This window comes from Dickeya zeae NCPPB 2538, assembly GCF_000406165.1.
In the GTDB taxonomy this organism is placed as follows: domain Bacteria; phylum Pseudomonadota; class Gammaproteobacteria; order Enterobacterales; family Enterobacteriaceae; genus Dickeya; species Dickeya zeae.
In genome coordinates this window covers 2,260,015-2,281,748 of the sequence record NZ_CM001977.1, presented here as the reverse complement: position 1 = coordinate 2,281,748, position 21,734 = coordinate 2,260,015, and the positions used below count along the sequence as shown (strand labels likewise).

Annotated in this window: 21 protein-coding genes and 1 riboswitch; of the genes, 11 read left to right on the top strand and 10 right to left on the bottom strand. The window is 51.4% G+C overall.

The genetic code is table 11. From position 1 onward, the window contains the following. Positions 1 to 889 precede the first annotated feature (889 nt). On the bottom strand, positions 890 to 1,540 hold the full coding sequence (locus DZE2538_RS09920) for a DUF6338 family protein (RefSeq protein ID WP_023639767.1): 651 nt from the start codon (positions 1,538 to 1,540) through the stop codon (positions 890 to 892). A 96-nt stretch (positions 1,541 to 1,636) separates the two neighbouring features. On the opposite strand from DZE2538_RS09920, the gene DZE2538_RS09915 reads away from it, so the two are divergent. Together DZE2538_RS09915 and DZE2538_RS09910 are read left to right on the top strand one after the other, a co-directional pair. Next, entirely contained in the window at positions 1,637 to 2,230 is a 594-nt protein-coding gene (locus tag DZE2538_RS09915; RefSeq protein WP_023639766.1) for a TIGR02642 family protein, read from the top strand. A 189-nt stretch (positions 2,231 to 2,419) separates the two neighbouring features. Beyond that, the gene (locus DZE2538_RS09910; protein ID WP_050567522.1) at positions 2,420 to 2,821 is read left to right on the top strand and encodes a DUF6979 family protein; all 402 of its coding nucleotides are present in this window, start codon (positions 2,420 to 2,422) and stop codon (positions 2,819 to 2,821) included. Between the two features lie 335 nt (positions 2,822 to 3,156). Here DZE2538_RS09910 and DZE2538_RS09905 read toward each other — a convergent pair whose 3' ends face one another. Further along, positions 3,157 to 3,495 (bottom strand): YebY family protein, encoded by a 339-nt coding sequence (locus DZE2538_RS09905; RefSeq protein WP_038916239.1) that lies wholly within the window; start codon positions 3,493 to 3,495, stop codon positions 3,157 to 3,159. A gap of 295 nt (positions 3,496 to 3,790) precedes the next feature. Between DZE2538_RS09905 and DZE2538_RS09900 the strand changes: the two genes are divergently transcribed. After that, positions 3,791 to 4,186: a hypothetical protein gene (locus tag DZE2538_RS09900; RefSeq protein WP_038916238.1), complete on the top strand. Its 396-nt coding sequence runs from the start codon at positions 3,791 to 3,793 to the stop codon at positions 4,184 to 4,186. Between the two features lie 93 nt (positions 4,187 to 4,279). On the opposite strand, the gene DZE2538_RS09895 is transcribed toward DZE2538_RS09900, so the two are convergent. Together DZE2538_RS09895 and yeaG are read right to left on the bottom strand one after the other, a co-directional pair. Further along, a complete protein-coding gene (locus DZE2538_RS09895) occupies positions 4,280 to 5,557 on the bottom strand; it encodes a YeaH/YhbH family protein (RefSeq protein ID WP_033581676.1) in 1,278 nt (425 codons plus the stop codon). Positions 5,558 to 5,593: 36 nt separating this feature from the next. Beyond that, entirely contained in the window at positions 5,594 to 7,528 is a 1,935-nt protein-coding gene (gene yeaG, locus DZE2538_RS09890) for a protein kinase YeaG (RefSeq protein ID WP_012884836.1), read from the bottom strand. A gap of 450 nt (positions 7,529 to 7,978) precedes the next feature. Here yeaG and DZE2538_RS09885 point away from each other — a divergent pair, with 450 nt between their 5' ends. Next, entirely contained in the window at positions 7,979 to 8,728 is a 750-nt protein-coding gene (locus tag DZE2538_RS09885) for a MipA/OmpV family protein (protein ID WP_038916237.1), read from the top strand. 114 nt (positions 8,729 to 8,842) lie between these two features. Beyond that, positions 8,843 to 9,694, top strand: coding sequence for an aldo/keto reductase (locus DZE2538_RS09880; RefSeq protein ID WP_038916235.1), 852 nt, complete (start codon positions 8,843 to 8,845; stop codon positions 9,692 to 9,694). Between the two features lie 64 nt (positions 9,695 to 9,758). Here DZE2538_RS09880 and DZE2538_RS09875 read toward each other — a convergent pair whose 3' ends face one another. Together DZE2538_RS09875 and gapA are read right to left on the bottom strand one after the other, a co-directional pair. Next, entirely contained in the window at positions 9,759 to 10,631 is an 873-nt protein-coding gene (locus DZE2538_RS09875; protein WP_026357943.1) for a D-hexose-6-phosphate mutarotase, read from the bottom strand. Between the two features lie 166 nt (positions 10,632 to 10,797). Beyond that, complete coding sequence (gene gapA / locus DZE2538_RS09870; RefSeq protein ID WP_012884832.1) at positions 10,798 to 11,793, bottom strand: glyceraldehyde-3-phosphate dehydrogenase; 996 nt, start codon at positions 11,791 to 11,793, stop codon at positions 10,798 to 10,800. 350 nt (positions 11,794 to 12,143) lie between these two features. Between gapA and msrB the strand changes: the two genes are divergently transcribed. Both msrB and DZE2538_RS09860 read left to right on the top strand, forming a co-directional pair. Then, positions 12,144 to 12,560 (top strand): peptide-methionine (R)-S-oxide reductase MsrB, encoded by a 417-nt coding sequence (gene msrB, locus DZE2538_RS09865; protein WP_023639760.1) that lies wholly within the window; start codon positions 12,144 to 12,146, stop codon positions 12,558 to 12,560. A gap of 85 nt (positions 12,561 to 12,645) precedes the next feature. Continuing rightward, on the top strand, positions 12,646 to 12,921 hold the full coding sequence (locus tag DZE2538_RS09860; protein ID WP_012884830.1) for a YeaC family protein: 276 nt from the start codon (positions 12,646 to 12,648) through the stop codon (positions 12,919 to 12,921). Positions 12,922 to 12,986: 65 nt separating this feature from the next. Here the strand turns inward: DZE2538_RS09860 and pncA are convergent, their stop codons facing one another. From pncA to sppA, 3 genes are all read right to left on the bottom strand, one after another. Next, positions 12,987 to 13,625, bottom strand: coding sequence for a bifunctional nicotinamidase/pyrazinamidase (pncA, locus tag DZE2538_RS09855; protein ID WP_038916234.1), 639 nt, complete (start codon positions 13,623 to 13,625; stop codon positions 12,987 to 12,989). A gap of 54 nt (positions 13,626 to 13,679) precedes the next feature. After that, positions 13,680 to 14,699 carry an asparaginase gene (gene ansA / locus DZE2538_RS09850; RefSeq protein ID WP_023639758.1) on the bottom strand — a complete coding sequence of 340 codons (1,020 nt, stop codon included), beginning with the start codon at positions 14,697 to 14,699 and terminating at the stop codon, positions 13,680 to 13,682. Positions 14,700 to 14,818: 119 nt separating this feature from the next. Continuing rightward, positions 14,819 to 16,669 (bottom strand): signal peptide peptidase SppA, encoded by a 1,851-nt coding sequence (gene sppA / locus DZE2538_RS09845; protein WP_038916232.1) that lies wholly within the window; start codon positions 16,667 to 16,669, stop codon positions 14,819 to 14,821. 247 nt (positions 16,670 to 16,916) lie between these two features. Between sppA and DZE2538_RS09840 the strand changes: the two genes are divergently transcribed. From DZE2538_RS09840 to DZE2538_RS21240, 3 genes are all read left to right on the top strand, one after another. After that, entirely contained in the window at positions 16,917 to 17,468 is a 552-nt protein-coding gene (locus tag DZE2538_RS09840; protein ID WP_038914001.1) for an NAD(P)H nitroreductase, read from the top strand. An 83-nt stretch (positions 17,469 to 17,551) separates the two neighbouring features. Then, a complete protein-coding gene (locus DZE2538_RS09835) occupies positions 17,552 to 19,477 on the top strand; it encodes a DNA topoisomerase III (RefSeq protein ID WP_038916231.1) in 1,926 nt (641 codons plus the stop codon). Positions 19,478 to 19,641: 164 nt separating this feature from the next. Beyond that, the gene (locus tag DZE2538_RS21240; RefSeq protein ID WP_050570735.1) at positions 19,642 to 19,920 is read left to right on the top strand and encodes a DUF1496 domain-containing protein; all 279 of its coding nucleotides are present in this window, start codon (positions 19,642 to 19,644) and stop codon (positions 19,918 to 19,920) included. Positions 19,921 to 19,956: 36 nt separating this feature from the next. On the opposite strand, the gene xthA is transcribed toward DZE2538_RS21240, so the two are convergent. After that, positions 19,957 to 20,763 (bottom strand): exodeoxyribonuclease III, encoded by an 807-nt coding sequence (gene xthA, locus DZE2538_RS09825; RefSeq protein WP_038916229.1) that lies wholly within the window; start codon positions 20,761 to 20,763, stop codon positions 19,957 to 19,959. A 232-nt stretch (positions 20,764 to 20,995) separates the two neighbouring features. After that, a riboswitch (glycine riboswitch) is annotated at positions 20,996 to 21,090 on the top strand. A gap of 21 nt (positions 21,091 to 21,111) precedes the next feature. Between xthA and DZE2538_RS09820 the strand changes: the two genes are divergently transcribed. Further along, complete coding sequence (locus DZE2538_RS09820) at positions 21,112 to 21,732, top strand: trimeric intracellular cation channel family protein (RefSeq protein WP_012884822.1); 621 nt, start codon at positions 21,112 to 21,114, stop codon at positions 21,730 to 21,732. Positions 21,733 to 21,734: the final 2 nt, after the last annotated feature.

Genomic DNA, 21,734 nt, shown 5'->3' with positions numbered 1-21,734 from the left:
ATTTCAATGGAATTACTATCTCAGATATTCCCATGTAAGGGAAATTAGCTGCAACTTTTTATAATTGAAAAATGGTGTAATAGTGCCTGAAGCAAGACCGATCGTTGTAATGTAATGCCCATAAACAGAATCGCTAGAGATAGTAAATTTCGGAAAGGGATAAAACCTTTTTATGGTGGATTTATCCCTTTATGAATCATTTACCTTTCTGAGTAGGAGGCGGAGGAGGCGGTGCAGGTCTTACCAAGTTCTTAGGAACATCAGGATTTCGACCCTCTGTAGCAACTCGAGATTTATTGGGTTGAGTAATTGTTTTTTTGTTCATAAATTCCCTATAGATATTAGGTGTTAGTTTTCTTTGTGGGTGGTGTGGGTGGTGTGGGTGGTGGGGATGGCCTAATATTTTGGGGCGGAGGGGGATTTTTTCCATCAAATGTAGGCTGTTGGCGTTTTTTCTTGTTAACTTCCATTAAGTTCTCCCTTTAATACTTATTAAGTAGTAAGTCTATTACCCTTCTTTTTTTGGCGGCGGTGGCGGCGGTGCTGGTCTAACATTTGTTGCTGGGGGGGGATTCCTGCTGCCATTAAATCCGTTTCGCGAAGAAGGAGGGAGCGGAACTGATGGCGTAGCCTTACTCATCACTAATCTCCAGTAGTTTATTGAGTTGGTTTTTTCGGCGGTGTTGGAGGTGCTTTAGGTCTGGAGTTTGTTGGGGGTGGGTTGCGTCCATATTTTAAAATATCAGCAGAGTTATTGCTTTTGGATGTATCGTTCATTTTATTTCCTCAATATTACTGATGATTTTTTGGTGGTGGTGGTGGTGGTGGTGGTGACGGCCTTTTGTAGATAGGAGGGTTAGGATTTTTCCCTCTCTCAATTGGTACCGGGCTATTGGGGTGATATGGTGGTGGTGTTGGTGCTTTCCTCGACATAAGAAACTCCTGCTTGTGCTTGAAGAAATTCAACCCACTTAATATCGCTAACACTAACCATGAATAGTTTTACTGTTGGCATATCTTTATAACCCTCATCTGTTACCCAACTAGGGTCTTGAAGGATTACATGACCTTTAGTTGGGTCTGAAGGCCATTCTGTGGGCCATCCAAAGATGCGACGCTCATCTTTTAGATGTAGGATAACAAAATTCTCATTCTCTTTAAAAGTCCCATACCATTCGCAATGATAAGATGTTTCTTTAGTTATTTTCCATTTCCTTAACAAGCCATGAAATTTATCGTTATTTGCCAATGTACTAAAAGAAAATCCGATTGCAATAGCACATATGTATGACCAATAAAAATCAGATGTTACTGTCCAACTACCAAATATAGGACCTAAAATTTGACCAAGCCAAATCAAAAAATCTTTGAGCATCATAACAATGAATTGAATAAAAGCAGTGAAAATTAATGCTTGAATTATTCGTTCGAATTGAGCTTGTTTTGGATATGATGTGAATGAGTGGAAAATCCATGCACTAATAAAACCCGGCAGCAAATATTTTAATATGGTAAATATTTCGCTGCTAATTGATTCCATTTAAATTCCTTGTGTTAATTTTTAATGAGCAAACAGCAGTTACCCAGCCTGTAATGGGCAGTACAATCAAGTTGCTATCATAATAGGACTGACCAGATGACCATAACCATAGAACAACTGATTAAGATGCATGATCCGCGCTGTATGAGTATTGAATCACTGAATGTGGGGAGAGGGCAAGCACTTCTGACCAAAGAGCAGATTTTGGGTGGACTTGCTATAGCACAACGCCATAAATCAGTAGGCTATGATGTGCTGATGGCGAAATATCGCCACGATAGTCAGGCCGAACAACGGATCCGCGCCGCGATTACAGATTGGGTAAATATTCGTTCCGATTTAGATCATGCATATAGTGCCTGTCAATTGGCGCTCAATATGATGTTGGAGCGTAATTTGCCAGCCCAGATAAATCACATCAGTAAATTGTTATGCAAGTATGGACCGAGATTTTCGCAAGTGCGCAAGAATATTGATTTGCTGCGTGCTGAAATTAAGCGTCTGGAAAAGGCCCGTAGCCAGGTAAAAACCGCGTACAAGGAATATCATCTGATCGGTCAGCAAATTGTCGCACTGTCAGCAAGAGTTGATGCGGAATGTCAGGGGCTGAAGGCATGGGCCACCCAGCAGGCGATGCGTAGTAACGTCTCTTGGTGTAAGGGCATTCGGACCGGTCTATGCACCCTATAATGAGTGTGGGGATACGGCAACCTATCAGCATTTTCTTGCGTCGTTGGCTAAATAAGGCTGCACAACAACAAGAAAATAGCAACATGAACAGACACTGGTGAAACAGTATTACAACACTTATACGCTGAGGGTTCAGAAGCACTTTATTTCTCAGCAAGAAAAGGTATCACGATATAGAGGTGTAATGATATGAACATTGATGTTTATGGGCCAACTGCCGTTGCAGTGATCAGAAAATATGTTAATGGGCAAGAACTAAGGGAATGCTGGGCACGAGAGATTGCTCTTTTGACAGAGTATAAATCAGCAAGAGAAAAACCATGTCCTAGAACAGCATTTTTAGGATTGTGCGAGGACGGATACGTAAAAGGTATCGCACCTAAAAAATATCTTTTACGAAAAGGAAAAAATAAAGACTATGCGATTGCAGGAGCAAAAATTATTTTAAATCATTTTGAGAAAGAATACTTGCCTAAAGAATTATGGGTCATGATTAAGGAAACCATTCCAACCAGGCCAGATACATATAATAAACAGATGCATGTGGTTTTAGCATTAAAAGACGAAGGGTTACTGCAACACCCTAATTGACCTTATATTCATACGTGTTAAATCTCCCAAGATACTGAAGCGTGATTTGCAAAACGGGTTGGTTTTTATTAAAAATCAATGTCATAAAAAAAGACCGAACACGATTCCTGTGCCCGGTCTAGGGAAATGGCTCTTGGGAGAGAGCCGTGCGCTAAAAGTTGGCATTTGTTGCAAGTTGCATCACAACCTGCTCTTTAAGCGTAGACGACCCCTCTCTGTTTTCCAGTTTGGCACGCGCTTTGGCGGTCAATTCCGAAACAATCTGTACACTTTGTGACAACCAACGCAAACCTGCATATTGACGAGCCACTCGCTTTTCTGTCGTGCTATATGTGCTATTGGCACAGGCGTTGTGCCCGGTCAATAAAGGGCTGCAGACTCATTTTTTGCCCTGGGTTTTTCGGGTCATCCAGAAGGATGGTTTCCAACGGGCTGGCGTTTACTTTACCGGTGCTGACTTGTTCACGAGCGATGTCGTTAAGCGGATACTGTACCAGCGTGCTGGGGTTAATCACGTACATCGCGTTGTTAGCCCGGCAGATCAACTGAACCTCTTCGCGGTTAAATGCCCAATTTGCGCCATATTCCAGCTTACTTAAATTTGCCAATTGCGGTGCGGCTAATGCCTGCGCCGACAGAACCGAGACAATCAGTGACAGCACTACTTTTTTCATCGTGATATTCCATGTAAAGCGCACCCTGACCGGAGGTCAACTCAGGCATACTGTCGGGTGCTGGATTCGCTATGGTTAAGGCGTGAGATAAACCAGTATGACTGAAACCGCGATCATAACGGCCTGCTTCGATGAAGTCGAGCTAACGGCGTAGCGAGTGCAGCTGATGTGTAGGTGAGCATCGGGGTACGCAAGATTAAGGATAAAATGTGGAGACCGAATAATGGTTAAGGTGCCGTTGAGGTGATTCCTGAGATGTTGCAATGGGAAACAACCATCAACGGGATTACACATAATGAAAAAAATCATTGCCGCGGCTGCGCTGTCGGTCGCGTTGGTTGGCTGTGCGAATCAGTCAGCCTCTATGCGGATGGCCGCTGAAACGGCGGATTATGGAACATTACCGGCAGATTATAAAAAACAGATTTACAGCTATTGCAGCTTTGCGCTGAAAGACCCGTATAGCGCGCATTATTCGTTTATGACGCCATACAAAGGTTATTTGGAAAAGGACTCATTGACATCAAAGAATAAAGTCACATTTGGCTGGGTGGTCCCGGTGGTGATCAATGCGAAGAACGGGTTCGGTGCCTATATGGGAAAACACAAGATGCTGTTTGTATTCTCTGAGGGGAAAATTAAAGACTCGTCATTCAACAAATCGTTCGGCAAGGTGGTACCGGTTATTTAAGTTTTTGCTGGGTTGATGAAATACCGGGCCGTACAGCAGAAAAGGGCGAGGGGAAACAGCCAGCGTGTTACACGCTGGCTGATGTTGGTCTGGTTAATTATTGACGGTTTGTTTGTGAAAGATTTCGCGAAAGACAGGATAAATATCGTCCTGATCGCGAATATGCTGCATGGCGAAGTTATCAAAACTTTCCCGCAGCACTTCATATTCTCGCCACAGCGTCTGGTGAGAGCGGCGGGTGATCTCTATATAGCTATAGTAACGCACCACTGGCAGCAGGCGGGTGGCCAGTAATTCACGACAGAGCGGCGAATCGTCCGCCCAGTTATCACCATCGGAAGCCTGCGCGGCATAAATATTCCACTGCGCGGGGTTATAACGTTCTTTGACGACATCCTCCATTAATTTCAGGGCGCTGGAGACAATCGTGCCACCGGTTTCCTGAGAATAGAAGAATTCCTGCTCATCCACTTCCTTGGCCTGTGTATGGTGGCGGATGTACACCACCTCCACATTTTTGTAGGTTCGACTCAGGAACAGATACAACAGGATGTAAAAACGTTTGGCGATGTCCTTGGTGGCCTGGTCCATAGAACCCGAGACATCCATCAGACAGAACATCACCGCCTGGCTCGACGGTTCCGGCCGACGTTCGTAATTCTTGTAACGCAGGTCGAAGGTGTCGATAAACGGCACACTGGCGATACGCTGGCGCAACTCGGCAATTTCCTGACGCAGCCGCTCCTCCTCCAGCAGCTGAGCCGGTTCCGTGTTTTCCAGCAATGCCAGGTCTTCCTCTCGCTGGTGAAGCTCACGCCGTTTACCGGCGGTCATCGCCATGCGGCGGGCCAGCGAGTTTTGCAGTGAGCGCACGACGCTGATATTGGCGGGGACGCCATTGGCGGTGTACCCCGCACGGTGAGTTTTGTACTCGTTCAGTTGCCGATGCTCGGTTTTTTTCAGGTTCGGCAGCGCCAGATCTTCGAACAGCAGGTCAAGATATTCATCTTTGGATATCTGGAACACGAAATCATCCTGACCTTCACCGTCTTGCCCGGCATCCCCCTGACCTGAGCCACTACCGCCGCCGCCACCCTGAGGGCGTTCGATCTTGTCGTTCTCGACAAAGTGATCGTTACCGGGATGAACCCGGTGACGAACCCCGCCACGCCCCTGATGGAACATTGGTTCACTGATATCCGCGTTGGGGATCGAGATAGACTCCCCATTTTCCACGTCGGTGACCGAACGCTTGTTGATGGCCCCGGCAATCGACTGCTTTATTTGCGACTTGTAACGGCGCAAAAAACGCTGGCGGTTAACCGCGCTTTTGTTCTTGCCGTTCAAGCGCCGATCAATGAAATAGGCCATGTTTCCCCCAAACGACATGCCTGTCGATGTCCGGCATCAGGATGACTTCCTCACGCGCAGGTACCATTCGCACAGCAAACGCACCTGTTTGCGGGTGTAGCCTTTTTCCATCATGCGATCGACAAAGTCGTCGTGTTTTTTCTGCTCTTCCGTCGATGTTTTGGTATTAAACGAAATCACCGGCAGCAGCTCTTCGGTATTGGAGAACATCTTTTTCTCAATGACCGTACGCAGTTTTTCATAGCTGGTCCAGTTCGGATTACGGCCACTGTTACTGGCGCGGGCGCGTAATACAAAGTTGACGATCTCGTTGCGGAAGTCTTTCGGGTTACTGATACCCGCCGGTTTTTCGATTTTCTCCAGTTCGGCGTTAAGCGATTCACGATCAAACAACTGACCGGTATCCGGGTCACGGTATTCCTGATCCTGAATCCAGAAGTCGGCATAGGTCACATAGCGATCAAAGATGTTTTGACCGTATTCCGAGTAGGACTCAAGGTAGGCCGTCTGTATTTCCTTACCGATGAATTCGGCGTATTTCGGAATCAGGTAGCCTTTCAGGTGTTCCAGGTATTTCTCCGCCACATCCTGCGGGAACTGTTCCCGCTCAATTTGCTGTTCCAGCACATAGAACAGGTGAACCGGGTTGGCCGCCACTTCGCTGTGATCAAAGTTGAACACGCGCGAGAGGATCTTAAAGGCAAAACGGGTGGAAAGCCCTTTCATGCCTTCATCTACACCCGCGTAATCACGGTACTCCTGATACGACTTGGCTTTCGGATCGGTATCCTTCAGGCTTTCACCATCGTATACCCGCATTTTTGAGTAGATACTGGAGTTTTCTGGATCTTTGAGCCGCGACAGAATGGAGAAGCGGGCCAAGGTTTCCAGCGTGCCAGGCGCGCAGGGGGCGCGGCTCAGCTCACTGTTTACCAACAGTTTGTCATAAATTCTGACTTCTTCAGAAACCCGCAGGCAGTAAGGCACTTTGACGATGTAGACACGGTCGAGAAAGGCCTCGTTGTTTTTGTTGTTACGGAATTGCACCCATTCAGATTCGTTGGAGTGCGCAAGGATAATCCCGTTAAACGGCAGCGCGGCGATACCTTCGGTACCGTTATAGTTGCCTTCCTGTGTGGCGGTCAGTAAGGGGTGGAGCACTTTGATCGGTGCTTTAAACATTTCCACGAATTCCATCACGCCCTGGTTGGCACGGCACAGCGCGCCGGAGTAGCCATAAGCGTCCGGGTCGTTTTGTGCGAAATGCTCCAGTTTGCGGATGTCCACTTTACCGACCAGCGCTGAAATGTCCTGGTTGTTTTCGTCACCCGGCTCGGTTTTGGCGATCGCCAGTTGGGCCAGGATAGAAGGCCAGACTTTGACGACACGGAACTTGGTGATGTCACCACCGAATTCCTGCAGCCGTTTAGCCGCCCAGGGAGACATGATGGTGCCCAGATAGCGGCGTGGAACGCCGTATTCTTTCTCCAGGATTGACGCATCTTCTTGCGGGTTGAACAAGCACAGCGGATGGTCGTTGACCGGGCTACGCTCGCCGTTGGCACTCAGGATATAAATAGGAACACGCTGCATCAGCGCTTTCAGCCGTTCAGCCAGCGAGGATTTACCGCCGCCGACCGGGCCCAGCAGATAGAGGATTTGTTTCTTCTCTTCCAGCCCTTGCGCGGCATGTTTCAGATAGGAAACAATTTGTTCAATGGCTTCTTCCATGCCATAGAACTCTTCGAACGCAGGGTAGCGGGCAATTACCCGGTTGGAAAACAAACGAGACAGACGTGGTTCCTGGGCGGTGTCTACCATAACCGGTTCACCGATAGCCATTAACAATCGCTCAGCGGCGTTCGCATACGCACTGCGGTCTTGCTGGCAGATGGTAAGGAACTCTTGCAGAGTGAACTCTTCGTCTTTGGCAGCGTCGTAACGCTGACGATAATGATCAAATATGTTCATAGCGTTGCCCGTCCTTCGTCGATTAACACAGAGTAAGAGAGCGAATGGTATGTATAAAGCCTATGTAATGGATGGCTCTCCCGGAAGAAGACCTCATACTGGAATACAGCAACCCTTATGCCAACTTGGCTGGCAACGGGGCGGGGGATAACTGGCACCCGGCTATAGTCAGTGGAAATCCTCTGCCTTGTTTAAAGCGTAGTTTGCATCCATAAATTTGCCTCTATTCTTGCGTCGCATTTTTAAGATATTTCAATGACTCACTTCGGCATGAAGGCGTAAAGCTGGCTTTTTTATCCGCCAACACAGACCCGATGCGGGGTGATGGTGGGGCAGACGAAATCGTTATAACTTATGTATCTTTCACATTAATGTGATGTATGTAGGACTCCGGCGCTGCTATGCTGCCGAATGCGATCAAATGTGTAACATCGAAGGAGTGCGACGACCGTGAAAAAACACGTATTCACTTTCTTAACGGCGACACTGGCTGGCGCTGTTACGACAGGCACCGCACTGGCGGAGGAGTTCTCGCTGGGCGTGGGTGCGGTTGGCGGAACGGCACTATACCGTGGCGATAGCGGGCATGTTTATCCTTTCCCAATGGTGAACTATGACGGTGATAATTTTTATCTGCGTGGTCTGCAAGGCGGGTATTACTTGTGGAATGACGCACAGAACAAGCTATCACTGACGGCCTATTACAATCCTTTCGGTTTTAGACCGGGAGACAGCGATGACAGTCAGATGAAGCAGCTCGATCGGCGACGTGGCACGTTGATGGCGGGGCTGGCGTATCGTTACGACGCCCAGTGGGGAACGTTGCGCACGGTTTTCGCTGGCGACACGTTAGACTACAGCAACGGTCTGGTGTGGGATTCCGCCTACCTTTATCGCTTCAATGCCGGTAACTGGAGCCTGACGCCGGGAGTCGGGGTTACCTGGTCGAGTGAGAACCAGAACCGCTACTACTATGGCGTGACGGGTGATGAAGCGGCACGCTCCGGATTACGCAATTACCAACCGAATGATGGCTGGTCGCCCTACGTTGAGTTGAGTGCGGGTTATCAAATCAATTCCAACTGGAGTTCCTGGGTGAGCGGACGTTATATCCACCTGTCTGATGACGTGAAAGACAGCCCGATGGTTGATAAAAGTTATAACCTGATGCTGGGCGGTGGTGTCAGTTATCGTTTCTGACATGGCGTGCTCGCGCATTGTGCATCGGCTGCACAAAAATGGGGTGTGTTCACCCCATTTGCACATTAATGGCACGGCTGAGGTTTGTTACCCTGAGCGCAGGAGGGTAAGAACATGATAAAGCAGGTGGTATTCCCAGATGGGAAAACAGTTCCCGCGATTGGTCAGGGAACCTGGTTTATGGGCGAGAGTGCGCAACGACGACGTGCGGAGGTCAGTGCGCTGCAAGCGGGTATCGATCTGGGCATGACGCTGATTGATACGGCGGAAATGTATGCGGATGGTGGCGCGGAAGAAGTGGTCGGAGAAGCGCTGTGTGGCCGTCGTGATCAGGTTTACCTGGTTTCCAAGGTGTATCCGCATAATGCCGGTGGTGAGCGGGCGATTGCCGCTTGCGAACGCAGTCTGAAGCGCTTGAAAACCGATTATATCGATCTGTATTTACTGCACTGGCGTGGCCGGATTCCGTTGACTGATACCATTACCGCGATGGAGCGCTTGCAGCTGGCGGGCAAAATTGGTCGCTGGGGTGTCTCTAATCTGGATACGCGGGATATGGTTGAACTGTGGTCATGTCAGGGAGGCAATCAGTGCCAGACTAATCAGGTGCTGTATCATCTGGCTTCACGCGGTATCGAATATGATTTACTGCCCTGGTGCCAGCAGCGTCAACTTCCCGTGATGGCGTACTGTCCGTTGGCTCAGGCCGGGCAATTACGACATGATTTATTAGCGCATCCGGCGGTTGTGCAGGTTGCTCGCCAGCAGGCGCTGACACCCGCCCAGGTATTGCTGGCCTGGGTAGTCCGCCAGTCTGGTGTTATTGCTATTCCCAAAGCCAGTACGCTGGCGCATGTCAAAGAGAACGCTGTCGCACTCGATGTGACGTTGTCACCTGAGCAGATAGCTATCCTCGATGAGGCCTATCCTGCGCCTCGTCACAAACAACCGCTCGATGTCGTCTGAGCGGGACAACAAAAGCATGACTGGCTTTCGCCAGTCATGCTCAGCAGAAACAACAATAATAAGATTATTTACGCAGACGAATCGTAGAGGTCAGGCGTGCCGGGGCTTGCGTGGTTGCCACTGCCGGTTGCGTCACACGGGCCGTTTCGACACAAACAAAGGTCTGGTAGCCGTCATCCGTCATATCGCTGATGGTGCGAGACAACTCTGCACCTGGGTTCCAGGCCACAACATCGCTGTGATGCGCGTGATGCACTTCAATGGTGCGCTTCAGTTCAGGGTCTTCAATCAGGCTGACTGATGCCGGATGTGTATAGATACGATCGGTACGGGTTGCGAAGGTCAGGTCGCCTTGCTGGGTATCGGTTTTACCGTCGTTAACCTTATCGATGAAGGTCTCACCCAGGCCGCTAATCCGAATTTTACTGATGTCACCAATCTGGAAGTAGGTATGCAACGCCGTGGTCAGGCTGTAGTCACCGTGGCATTCGAGCTCCATGCGGCATTCTTGAGCCGTCAAATGGAAGCGAGCCAGAACGGTAAACGTATGCGGCCAGGCGGCGCGTGTCTGTTCTGAATCACGTAAAGTAAACGCGAGGGTCACGCCATTCGCGTCTTCGCTGTGCGAGGTGAATTCCCAGGCCAACAGGCGACCAAAGCCGTGATTGGGCTGCGCAGCCGGACCAAACCAGGGGAAGCAAATAGGCACACCGCCGCGAATGGCCACACCGTTTTCAAATGGCGTGTTGTCGCTTAACCATAGCACCGGCTGTTCGCCAGTAGGCTGCCAGCTCAGCAGGTGAGCACCCTGCAAGGCAACGGCGGCACGAACCTGCGGATGGTCGACCACAATCACCGGCAGTTGGCCCAGTTGACGTTGGCTCAGGTGGGTGGTGATCGCATGACTGATGGGAAGTGAATAAATGTTGTCGTTCATGGTATTGGTTTTGCCTTAGTGTTCTTGTTGTATACCCTAAATACTTCGAGTTTTAGGACAATACGCCCGTGTTGAACAACGCCCCTGCAACGTGAAGTATGACGGGTATCTACCCAATAAAAAAGGGCGACTCACGTCGCCCTCTTATCATCTGTTCATCGCCACATTACTTGGAGATGTGAGCGATCAGATCCAGAACCTTGTTAGAGTAGCCAGTTTCGTTGTCATACCAGGAAACCAGTTTCACGAAGGTGTCGCTCAGTGCGATACCCGCTTTGGCATCGAACACAGAGGTCAGTTTTTCGCCGTTGAAATCGGTGGATACCACGTCATCTTCGGTGTAACCCAGAACGCCTTTCAGCTCGCCTTCAGAAGCGGCTTTGATAGCGGCACAAATTTCTTTGTATGTTGCCGGTTTTTCCAGACGGGCAGTCAGGTCAACAACAGATACGTTCGGGGTCGGTACACGGAACGCCATACCAGTCAGTTTACCGTTCAGTGCCGGGATAACTTTACCTACAGCTTTAGCTGCACCGGTAGAAGACGGGATGATGTTCTGAGCTGCGCCGCGGCCGCCGCGCCAGTCTTTGTGAGACGGGCCGTCAACGGTTTTCTGAGTCGCAGTGGTAGCGTGAACCGTGGTCATCAGCGCTTCAACGATACCGAATTTGTCGTTGATAACTTTAGCCAGCGGTGCCAGGCAGTTGGTGGTACAAGACGCGTTAGACACGATATCCTGACCAGCGTAGGAAGCGTGGTTAACACCCATAACGAACATCGGCGTGTCGTCTTTAGACGGGCCAGTCAGAACCACTTTTTTAGCGCCAGCCTGGATGTGTTTACGTGCGGTTTCGTCGGTCAGGAAGATACCGGTTGCTTCAGCAACAACGTCAACACCAACTTCGTTCCACTTCAGGTTAGCCGGATCTTTCTCAGCGGTAACACGGATGGTTTTGCCGTTAACAACCAGGTGACCGTCTTTAACTTCAACAGTACCTTTGAAGCGGCCATGGGTGGAGTCATACTTCAGCATGTATGCCATGTATTCCGCATCCAGCAAATCGTTGATGGCAACGATTTCGATGTCAGAGCGTTCCTGTGCAGCGCGGAAAACGATACGGCCAATACGGCCAAACCCGTTGATACCTACTTTGATAGTCATATATTCCACCAGCTATTGGTTTGTGAATAAAAGGTTGGTTGTAAAATTACAAAAACCTTACTGAGCGTCAAGCGGAATCGTGTCAATCGTTGCGGTAAGTCAAAAGTCCGCTCAACAGTTGCACGATAAACAGCTATCAGCCTAACTAAAGGACATAACCCAATCATATGAGGAATGCACAGGCATGGAAACACCTGCCATAGGTGTAATTGTGATAGCGATCACAATTAAATGTGCCATTACTGCGTGGGGATAAGTGTAGGCCAAAATAGGCTGTGGCGGTGTTAACTTTTTGTTAGAATTATGCAGCATCGTTCTGGTGAAAAAAATCGTGTTTCAGTGAGTATTTGATGACCAAGACAACTGTTTTCCAACGCAATCTGGATGAGTTAACCGACTTGCAACGGCACGTGACACAGCAACGGGGGACCGAAAGCCCCTATACCGGTAAGCTGTTGCATAACAAGCGCACGGGGGTTTATCACTGCCTGTGCTGCCATCAGCCGTTGTTTTATTCCGATAGCAAGTATGATTCCGGCTGCGGCTGGCCGAGTTTTGATCGCCCGGTGAATGAGCAGGCTATCCGCTATCTTGATGATCATTCCCATCATATGCACCGCATCGAGATCCGTTGTGGTCAGTGTGACGCTCATCTGGGGCATGTCTTTCCAGATGGTCCACAGGAGACGACCGGCGAGCGTTATTGTGTGAATTCTGTGTCACTCAGCTTTATTGATGCGGAAAATGGTCAGCAGACGGATGGTTAGCCGGGCTAATACAATAAGATTGACTTGAAACCAATAGATTGACTTGAAACGTTTCAGCTAAATCTGACTTCAGGCAGAAAAAAACATGCAATTAGACGATTTAATAAACAGCATGACGCCGGAGATTTACCAGCGTCTGACGACGGCGGTGGAACTGGGAAAGTGGCCAGATGGCGTGGCCCTGACGGCGGAACAAAAAGAAAACGCACTACAGATGGTGATGCTATGGCAGGCGCGTAATAACAACGAGGCTGACCATATGACGATCAATACCCGTGGTGAAATCGAAATGAAAAGTAAGCAGGAATTAAAACAGCGCTTTGCGGGTGATACGATCACCACGCTGAAACCACAAGACTAAGCATGAGACATGTCGGTGGTTTGGGCACGCCAGCGCTGAGCGCTGGCGTGATGAGAAGAGCGTTATTAACCCAGTGACGCAATAAACGTTGCCAGAGAAACCTGGGTGGCACCGTGTTTTACCATCACGTCTATCGCCTGCTGGCTGTCGTTGGGTTGCAGGTTAACGCCTCTGCAGCCGTCTGCCAGCACCTCGGTTTGATACCCCAGCGCTAGCGCATCCAGCACGGTGTATTTGACGCAATAATCAGTTGCCAGCCCCATGATGGTCAAACGGGTAATGTTTCTGGCTTTCAGCCAGTCGTTCAGGTCGGTGCGGGTACGGTGACCGTTATCGAAAAATGCGCTGTAGCTGTCGATAAAGGGATGCATTCCCTTACGCACCACCCAGTCGATGGCGCGCTGATTCAGTCGGGGGTGGAGGTCGGCACCCGGTGAACCCTGTACGCAATGCACTGGCCACCAAATCTGCGGCAGGCCATCCAGTTCGCCTTGTTCACCCACATGGGTACCGGAGTTAATGGCGAAACTGCGGTGATCGGCCGGATGCCAGTCCTGACTGGCTACCACCATGACGCCAGCCGATTTGCAGGCCGCGATAGCCTGATTGGCGATCGCGACAACACTATCCCCATCCGAGACAGCCAGTGCGCCCCCCGCACAGAAGTCATTTTGGATATCCACCAGCAAGAGTGCTCTGTTCATCGTCTCTTCTTCTCATTGATGTTGTATACCCTTAATACATCGGCTGCAGGTGATTTAATCTTTATCGCTTAATTCTCCGCGCAGGTTTTGCTGCATGAGTTGGCGAATTTGCTCAGGGGAGAGATCGTTTCGGCTTAACAGGTAATGCAGTTTCGTCAGCGCCGCCTCAACCGTCATATCAAACCCGCTGATAACGCCCGCTTGTGCCAGTGCATTACCCGTCGCGTAACCATCCATATTGACCCGGCCGGAGATACATTGCGTCAGGTTAACCACTACGATACCGCGTTCAGATGCGCGGCGTAGTTCATCCAGTAAACCTGAACTTTGTGGCGCATTACCGACACCATAGGAGCGCAGAATCAGTGCCTTGACTGGCTGGCGCAGGAAATTACTCACTACATCGGCGGAGATACCGGGATAGATGGTTACCACGCCGATAGGTTGTGGTGTGATGGCATGGACAATCAGTGACCCGTCGAGTGGTTCGGGATTCGCGGGTGTTAAGCGGCGAATGTGGATGCCGGCTTCCAGCAAGGGAGGAAAGTTCGGGGATGCGAAAGCATCAAAACCATCGGCATGTGCTTTGGTTGTCCGGTTGCCGCGCAATAATTTGTTGTTGAAGAACAGGCTCACCTCATTGACCGGATGATTGGCTGCCACGTACAGCGCATTGAGCAGGTTGGTTTGCCCATCAGAGCGCAACTCTGCCAGCGGAATTTGTGACCCTGTCACGATAACCGGCTTGGCGAGATTCTCCAGCATGAATGACAACGCGGAGGCGGTAAACGCCATGGTATCGGTACCATGCAGAATGACGAAGCCATCGTACTGGTCATAGTTTTGCTGAATATCGTTGGCGATGAATTGCCAGTCCGAGGGTGTCATATCGGAAGAGTCAATCAGCGGCGTATATTCATGAATCGTGAATGCCGGCATCTCCGGGCGATGGAATTCCGGCATTTGCGCCAATTGCTGTTGCAGGTGACCAGAAACCGGGACATACCCGTGGGCGGAGCGCTGCATACCGATAGTGCCACCCGTATAGGCGACGTAGATGGATTTCTTTTGCATGGATGTTATGGGTCGGGACTCGATTGGTTATAGAAAGGGTTGGCCCTGAAATGCTGGGATTATAAAAAGGTTTCAGTGGTAAAGACAGCCCGACTCGCGTCGGGCTGTGTAAGGGAGTGTTATCGTAAGTCGCCGCAGTTCAGGCACAGCGCGTAGCGATTTTGCGGATCGTTTAGCGCGTCCAGAATTGAGGTCTGGGCACGAACGGTTTGCGCCAGTTGAGCCACCGGTGCCGGTACTAACGCCTGCATGGCGGAAGGCAACAGCGCATAGACCGAACTTCTGACCTGACTGAACATCACATTGAGCAGATCCGGCTCTTCCGTGTACCAGCTCAACTGATACTGTTCCAGTTTGGCCAGCTCAGCGGCTTTCTTCACGGCATCGTCGAAGTCGCCCAATTGATCCACCAGGCCATTGGCTTTGGCGTCACTGCCGACCCAGACATGACCCTGGGCTATAGCATCGACTTCCTGCGGTGTCTTCTGGCGTGACTGGGCTACCAGCGAAATAAAGTTCTGGTAACCACGCTCGATGCTAAGTTGCATCAGTTGGCTCACTTGCGGTGGCAGTGTCTTGGTTTGAGACAAATCAGCCAGCGGCGAAGTGGCAACGCCATCAGTGTGCACACCAATGCTATCCAGCGCGTTTTCAAACGTGGTCACCACGCCGAAAATACCAATCGACCCGGTCAACGTGTTGGGGCTGGCGATGATGGTGTTAGCTGGCGTAGAAATCCAGTAACCGCCAGACGCCGCCATCCCCCCCATGGAGACGATAACCGGTTTACCTGCCTGGCGTGCAGCCATCAGTTCAGAACGAATCAGCTCAGACGCCGTTACGCTACCGCCGGGGCTGTTGACCCGCAGGATAATGGCCTTCACTTTCGGATCCAGTCGTGCATCGCGAATCTGTGCGGCGGTGGTATCGCCACCAACGTATCCAGGGGTTTCTTTACCATCGATAATGGTGCCGCTGGCAAATACGACCGCTATCTCATTACTGCTCGTGGCCGGTGGCGTCGTGGTGTAATCATAAATGCTGGTGAAATTGAAGTTTTTAGTTTTGGCATCCCACCCAAAGGCTTTGATAAGCGATTGCTCAATCGCTGAATGGGGAGCCACTTCATCCACCAGTTTATTTTCCAGCGCGTAACGCGCGGTATCACCGTCCATCTTTTGCAGACCAGCGAGGACCGCATCAGCGCCTGGGAAAACTTGTTGCGGGGTGATTTGACGGTTGGCCGCGACAGTCTCGAGATAGTGCTGCCAGAGGGTAGAAATCCAGCGATTATCGGCTTCACGGGCATCGGGCGACATGTCATCGCGGATAAACGGCTCGACGGCGGATTTGTACGTGCCTACCCGGAAGATATGCGCGGTGACTTTCAGCTTATCCAACAGCGTCTTGTAGTAGAGGTTATTGGTCGCAAAGCCATGCAGGTCAACATTTCCCTGCGGGGTCAGGTAGATTTTGTTGGCGAAGCTGGCCAGATAATATTGCGTCTGGTTGAAATTGTCGCCGACGGCAAAAATCGGTTTGCCCGCATCACGGAATTCGCGCAGCGCTTTACCGATGTATTGCAGTGAAGGCTGGTCAGCGCCGACAAAGTCAGACAAATCCATCACCATGCCGGTAATGTTGCTGTCGTTTTTGGCCTGTCGAATACTGTCGACAATATCAAACAGCGAGTTTTCCTGATGGCGACTTGCCGACGCACCGAAAAATTCGCGGCCGAACTGGCGCAGCTTGTTATTAACGGAGGGCTTATCCACCACCACCCCTGTCAGATCCAGCAACAACGCCCCCCGCACCGGTTCGGTCGGCGGGGCTTTGAACTGGCTGTAGATCCCGATAGCGACCAGGATCAGGCAAACCAGAAAGAGGTTAAGGATAAATTCGCGGATGAAATTCAGCAGGCGCCATCCCCATCTGAATATTCCACTGAAAATTCGCCACATTGTGCGCATGTCCACTCCGTCAAAAGAAAACTGGGTTTAAGCTGTGCTTCGGGTTAGCGGTGATATTTGCGCGAACGCATCCGAACGCGAGCACTGGCGGTATCCTAATGAGCGACAGAATAAAAGTCAGCTATTTATCTTGCCGCAGGGTCAGTAGCAGGGCGCTAACTTGTAACAAATCTTCTACCTGTGCTACCGTGGCGCGCAACCGGATTTTATTCACCGACAGCAGATTTTTCATGACAGGAGAGATGTGATGGATGCTCTGGAATTGCTACTGAATCGCCGTTCGGCGTCGCGCCTGGCCGCCCCTGCGCCGACAGGTGAGGTACTGGACAATATCCTGCGAGCGGGTTTGCGGGCTCCTGATCATGGTGCGCTACAACCCTGGCGTTTTTCCATTATCCAGGATGACGGGTTATCCCGTTTTAGTGAGTTGCTGGTTCGAGCAGCATTGCAGGATAAGCAGGATGAGGCGGCGATTGAGAAAGCACGTCAGGCACCGTTCCGCGCACCGATGATCATTACCGTGGTAGCGCACTGCGTGGATAATCCGAAAGTGCCTCATTGGGAGCAGGTGGTATCGGCCGGTTGTGCGGTACAGGCGATGCAAATGGCCGCACTGGCGCAAGGTTTCAACGGTATCTGGCGCAGTGGTGCCTGGACTCATCATCCGCTGGTACGCGATGCATTTGGTTGCCGTGCGTCGGATGAAATCGTCGGTTTCCTCTATCTGGGGACACCGCAGCTTAAAGCCTCCGCCGCTGTCGCGTCCGTTGATAGCACGAAGTTTGTCAGCTATTTCTAATCCTGTATTGACGATGTTTCCCTTGCGCCACATGCCCGATGGGCAGTGAAGCAAGGGATATCCGTTCTGCTGTGCGGTGTAACATGCGACTGTTTATTGCGGAAAAACCCAGTCTTGCCAGAGCGATTGCCGATGTCTTGCCTAAACCGCACCGGCGGGGCGATGGCTTCATTGCCTGTGGCGAACAGGATATGGTGACCTGGTGTGTGGGGCACCTGCTGGAACAGGCACAACCAGACGTTTACGATGCCCGCTACGCGCGCTGGTCGCTGGCTGACTTGCCGATCGTGCCACAAAAATGGCTGCTCCAGCCGCGGCCATCGGTGAGCAAGCAACTGAATGTGATCAAAAAACTGCTGACGCAGGCCGATGAAGTGATCCATGCCGGTGACCCGGACCGGGAAGGGCAGTTGCTGGTCGATGAGGTGCTGGAGTATCTGGCGCTGCCTGAAGCGAAACGCCAGCAGGTACGCCGTTGTCTCATCAACGACCTGAACCCGCAGGCGGTGGAGCGTGCAGTATCGCGCCTGCGTGAAAACCGGGAGTTTGTGCCGCTGTGTGTTTCCGCGCTGGCGCGTTCACGTGCTGACTGGTTATATGGCATTAATATGACCCGCGCCTATACCCTGCTCGGGAAGAATGCCGGATATGAAGGCGTGTTGTCTGTCGGCCGGGTGCAGACACCGGTATTGGGGCTGGTTGTCCGCCGTGATGAAGAGATAGACAATTTTGTGCCGCGCGACTATTTCGAGGTTAAGGCTCATATCGTTACCCCTGCCAACGAGCGGTTTGTCGCGCTGTGGCAGCCTAGTGATTCGTGTGAGCCGTATCAGGACGAAGAAGGGCGTTTGCTGCATCGCCCGCTGGCTGAACACGTTGTTAAACGCATTGAAGGGCAGCCCGCACAGGTCACAGCCTATAATGATAAACGGGAATCGGAAACCGCACCGTTGCCGTATTCTCTTTCCGCCTTGCAAATTGAAGCGGCTAAACGCTTTGGTTTGAGCGCTCAACAAGTGCTGGATATTTGCCAGCGGTTGTATGAAACGCACAAGTTGATTACCTACCCGCGTTCGGATTGCCGGTATCTGCCGGAAGAGCATTTCGCCGGGCGACACGCGGTACTGAACGCGATTGCCGCACATCAGCCGGATTTATTGCCACAGCCTGTGGTAGATCCTGAGCGCCGTAATCGCTGCTGGGATGACAGCAAGGTTGACGCACACCACGCCATTATCCCCACCGCGCGTAGCACCCGCACGTCGCTGACCGAGCAGGAAAGTCAGGTTTATGGGTTGGTTGCCCGGCAATACCTGATGCAGTTTTGCGCTGATGCGGTGTTTCGCAAATGCGTTATCGAGCTGGATATCGCTGGTGGCAAGTTTGTGGCAAAAGCCCGTTTTTTGGCAGAAGCGGGGTGGCGCACGTTGCTCGGCCATAAAGAGCGGGACGAGGAAAACGAGGGAATGCCATTGCCGGTGGTGGCGAAAGGCGATGAATTGCTGTGTGAGAGGGGCGAGGTGGTTGAGCGACAAACTCAGCCTCCCCGGCCGTTTACCGACGCGACGTTGCTATCTGCTATGACCGGGATTGCCCGCTTCGTGCAGGATAAGGCGCTGAAGAAGATCTTACGTGAGACAGATGGTCTGGGTACCGAAGCTACGCGCGCAGGCATTATCGAACTGTTGTTTAAACGCGCGTTTCTGATAAAGAAAGGGCGGCATATTCATGCGACTGACGCGGGTAAGGCGTTGATCCATGCATTACCACCGATCGCCGCGCACCCGGATATGACGGCACACTGGGAGGCGACGTTGACGCAGATTAGTGAAAAGCGTTGCCGCTATCAGGATTTTATGCAGCCGTTGACACAATCGTTGTACGAACTGATTCAGCAGGCACGACAAAGTGGTAATATCTCGGCGTTCAGAGGGTTACCGCCCGTTAAGCGCGCTTCGCCCGAGAAGCGCAAACGTCGTCAGTCACGTTCAGCCAGCACCAAGGAGTAACGCAGATGAAAGCATGGGGCACCTTCCTGATGGCAACAGGCTTGTTGCTATCTTCCGCTACGCAGGCGGCGACGCAAACCACCGTGGTGACGCAGGGACATCCCGTCATTTTGCCGGGAAATACCGTTGCCACCCAGGGCACGGTATCTGGCACGCAGGGTGCCATTAATACGCAGGGCGTTGCCAATGCTCAGGGTACGACCAACACAGACGTGGTGGTGCCTGTGCCGCCACAGGTCGTGTGGGGTAACGGTGGTAATGCCGGTGGCAATGTTCAGCGAGAAACTCAGGTCAATTGCATGAGTTGCTGCATTTATCAAAACAGAAGCTACTCCGAAGGCTCGGTCGTCAGGGCGGAAGGGGTGTTACTGCAATGCCAGCGGGATAAAGGCAACCTGGGCACCAATAATCTGGTGTGGCGGATCCTCAAAGATCAGCAATAAACAGCGATAACGGGGCGATGTAGCCCCGTTGTTCTTTCAGAGAGTGAATTCCGCCCATACCGGCGCATGGTCAGAGGGTTTCTCCATTCCCCGAATGGCGTAATCAATGCCGGTGGCGGCGCAGCGGCTGGCCAGCGGTGAGGTCGCCATGATCAGATCGATACGCAGTCCTCGGTTGTCATCAAACCCTGATGAGCGGTAGTCAAACCACGAGAACTTATCCTGACATTCGGGATTAGCAGCCCGGAATGTATCGACCAACCCCCAGTTTTTCAGCCGCTCCATCCATTCGCGCTCTTCAGGCAGGAATGAACACTTCCCAGTACGCAGCCAGCGTTTACGGTTATCTTCCCCAATACCGATATCCAAATCCGTCGGGCTGATGTTCATGTCGCCCATGATAAGCACCGGCTGATCCGCCTGATGGTGCTGCTCGAGATAGTGCTGCAAATCCTGGTAAAAACGGGTTTTGGCAGGAAACTTGACAGGGTGGTCACGGCTTTCACCCTGCGGGAAGTAGCCGTTCACCACGGTTAGTATGCCGAGTGGCGTTGCCAGATCCGCCATGATGATACGGCGCTGTGCGTCGTCGTCGTCGGTGGGAAAACCACGCCGAACTGCCAGTGGTTCAGCTTTGGTCAGCAGCGCAACACCGTAATGGCCTTTCTGTCCATGATAGAAAACGTGGTAACCGAACTGTTTTACATCGTCGAGTGGAAACATGTCGTCATGGACTTTGGTTTCCTGTAAGCCGATTACGTCAGGCTGGTGTTGTTCGATGATTGCGGCCAGTTGATGGGGACGGGCTCGCAGCCCATTGATATTGAAAGAAACAAACTTCATGTTCGCTGCCGTTGTTAAAAAAACGTGCTCTGATGTTAGCAGAAAGGCGGCAGAGGAGTCACGGTGGCGATACGATCGTGTCAACAGTCATAACTATCGGTGATGGCTGGTTGAACCGGTTACCAATAGCCCGTATACTCCGCGCCTTGCAGGAGAGCGGAAGGCACGACATGCCTTCCCGCCGAAGGCGCAAACTCCCATAATCGCTCAGGCCACCTTACTGCACATTTCAATGACGCCAACTGGAGAGCGGTTGCCAGACAACCCACCGAAGGGGCAAGCGGTACCACCGCGTAAACTCTCAGGTAAAAGGACAGAGGGAGGGGCACATTTCACAAGGGTACGTGTGTGCTGACCTATATCTATCTGATCGCTATTACTGCTGAGGGAATGTCCGGTGCGCTGGCTGCTGGTCGTCGTAACATGGATATTTTTGGTGTGTCGATGATCGCCTTTATTACCGCACTGGGTGGCGGTACGGTGCGCGATATCATGCTAGGCAATTATCCCATCGCCTGGACGCAACACCCCGCCTATATCTATCTCACCATCGGTGCGGGTCTACTAGCCGTGCTGGCATCGCGTGTGATGCATCATTTGCATCGGCTGTTTTTGGTGCTGGATGCCATGGGGTTGGTAGCATTTACCATCATCGGTTGCAATGTGGCTATCGAGTTGGGTTATTCACCCACCGTGGTGGTGATGGCTGGCATCACCACCGGTATCTTTGGCGGCATCCTGCGGGATATTTTTTGCAACCGGACGCCCATGGTATTGCGTAAGGAACTCTACGCCTGCGTGTCACTGTTGGTGGCGCTGGTGTACCTTAGCCTGCGTGAAATCGGCGTTAACCACGACCTCAATCAGCTCATCTCTTTTTCTATCGGTCTGGCGCTACGTCTGGCCGCCATTTTCTGGTCCTGGCAGTTGCCGGTATTCAGTTATATGCCGGAGCGCTGGAAAGAATAATG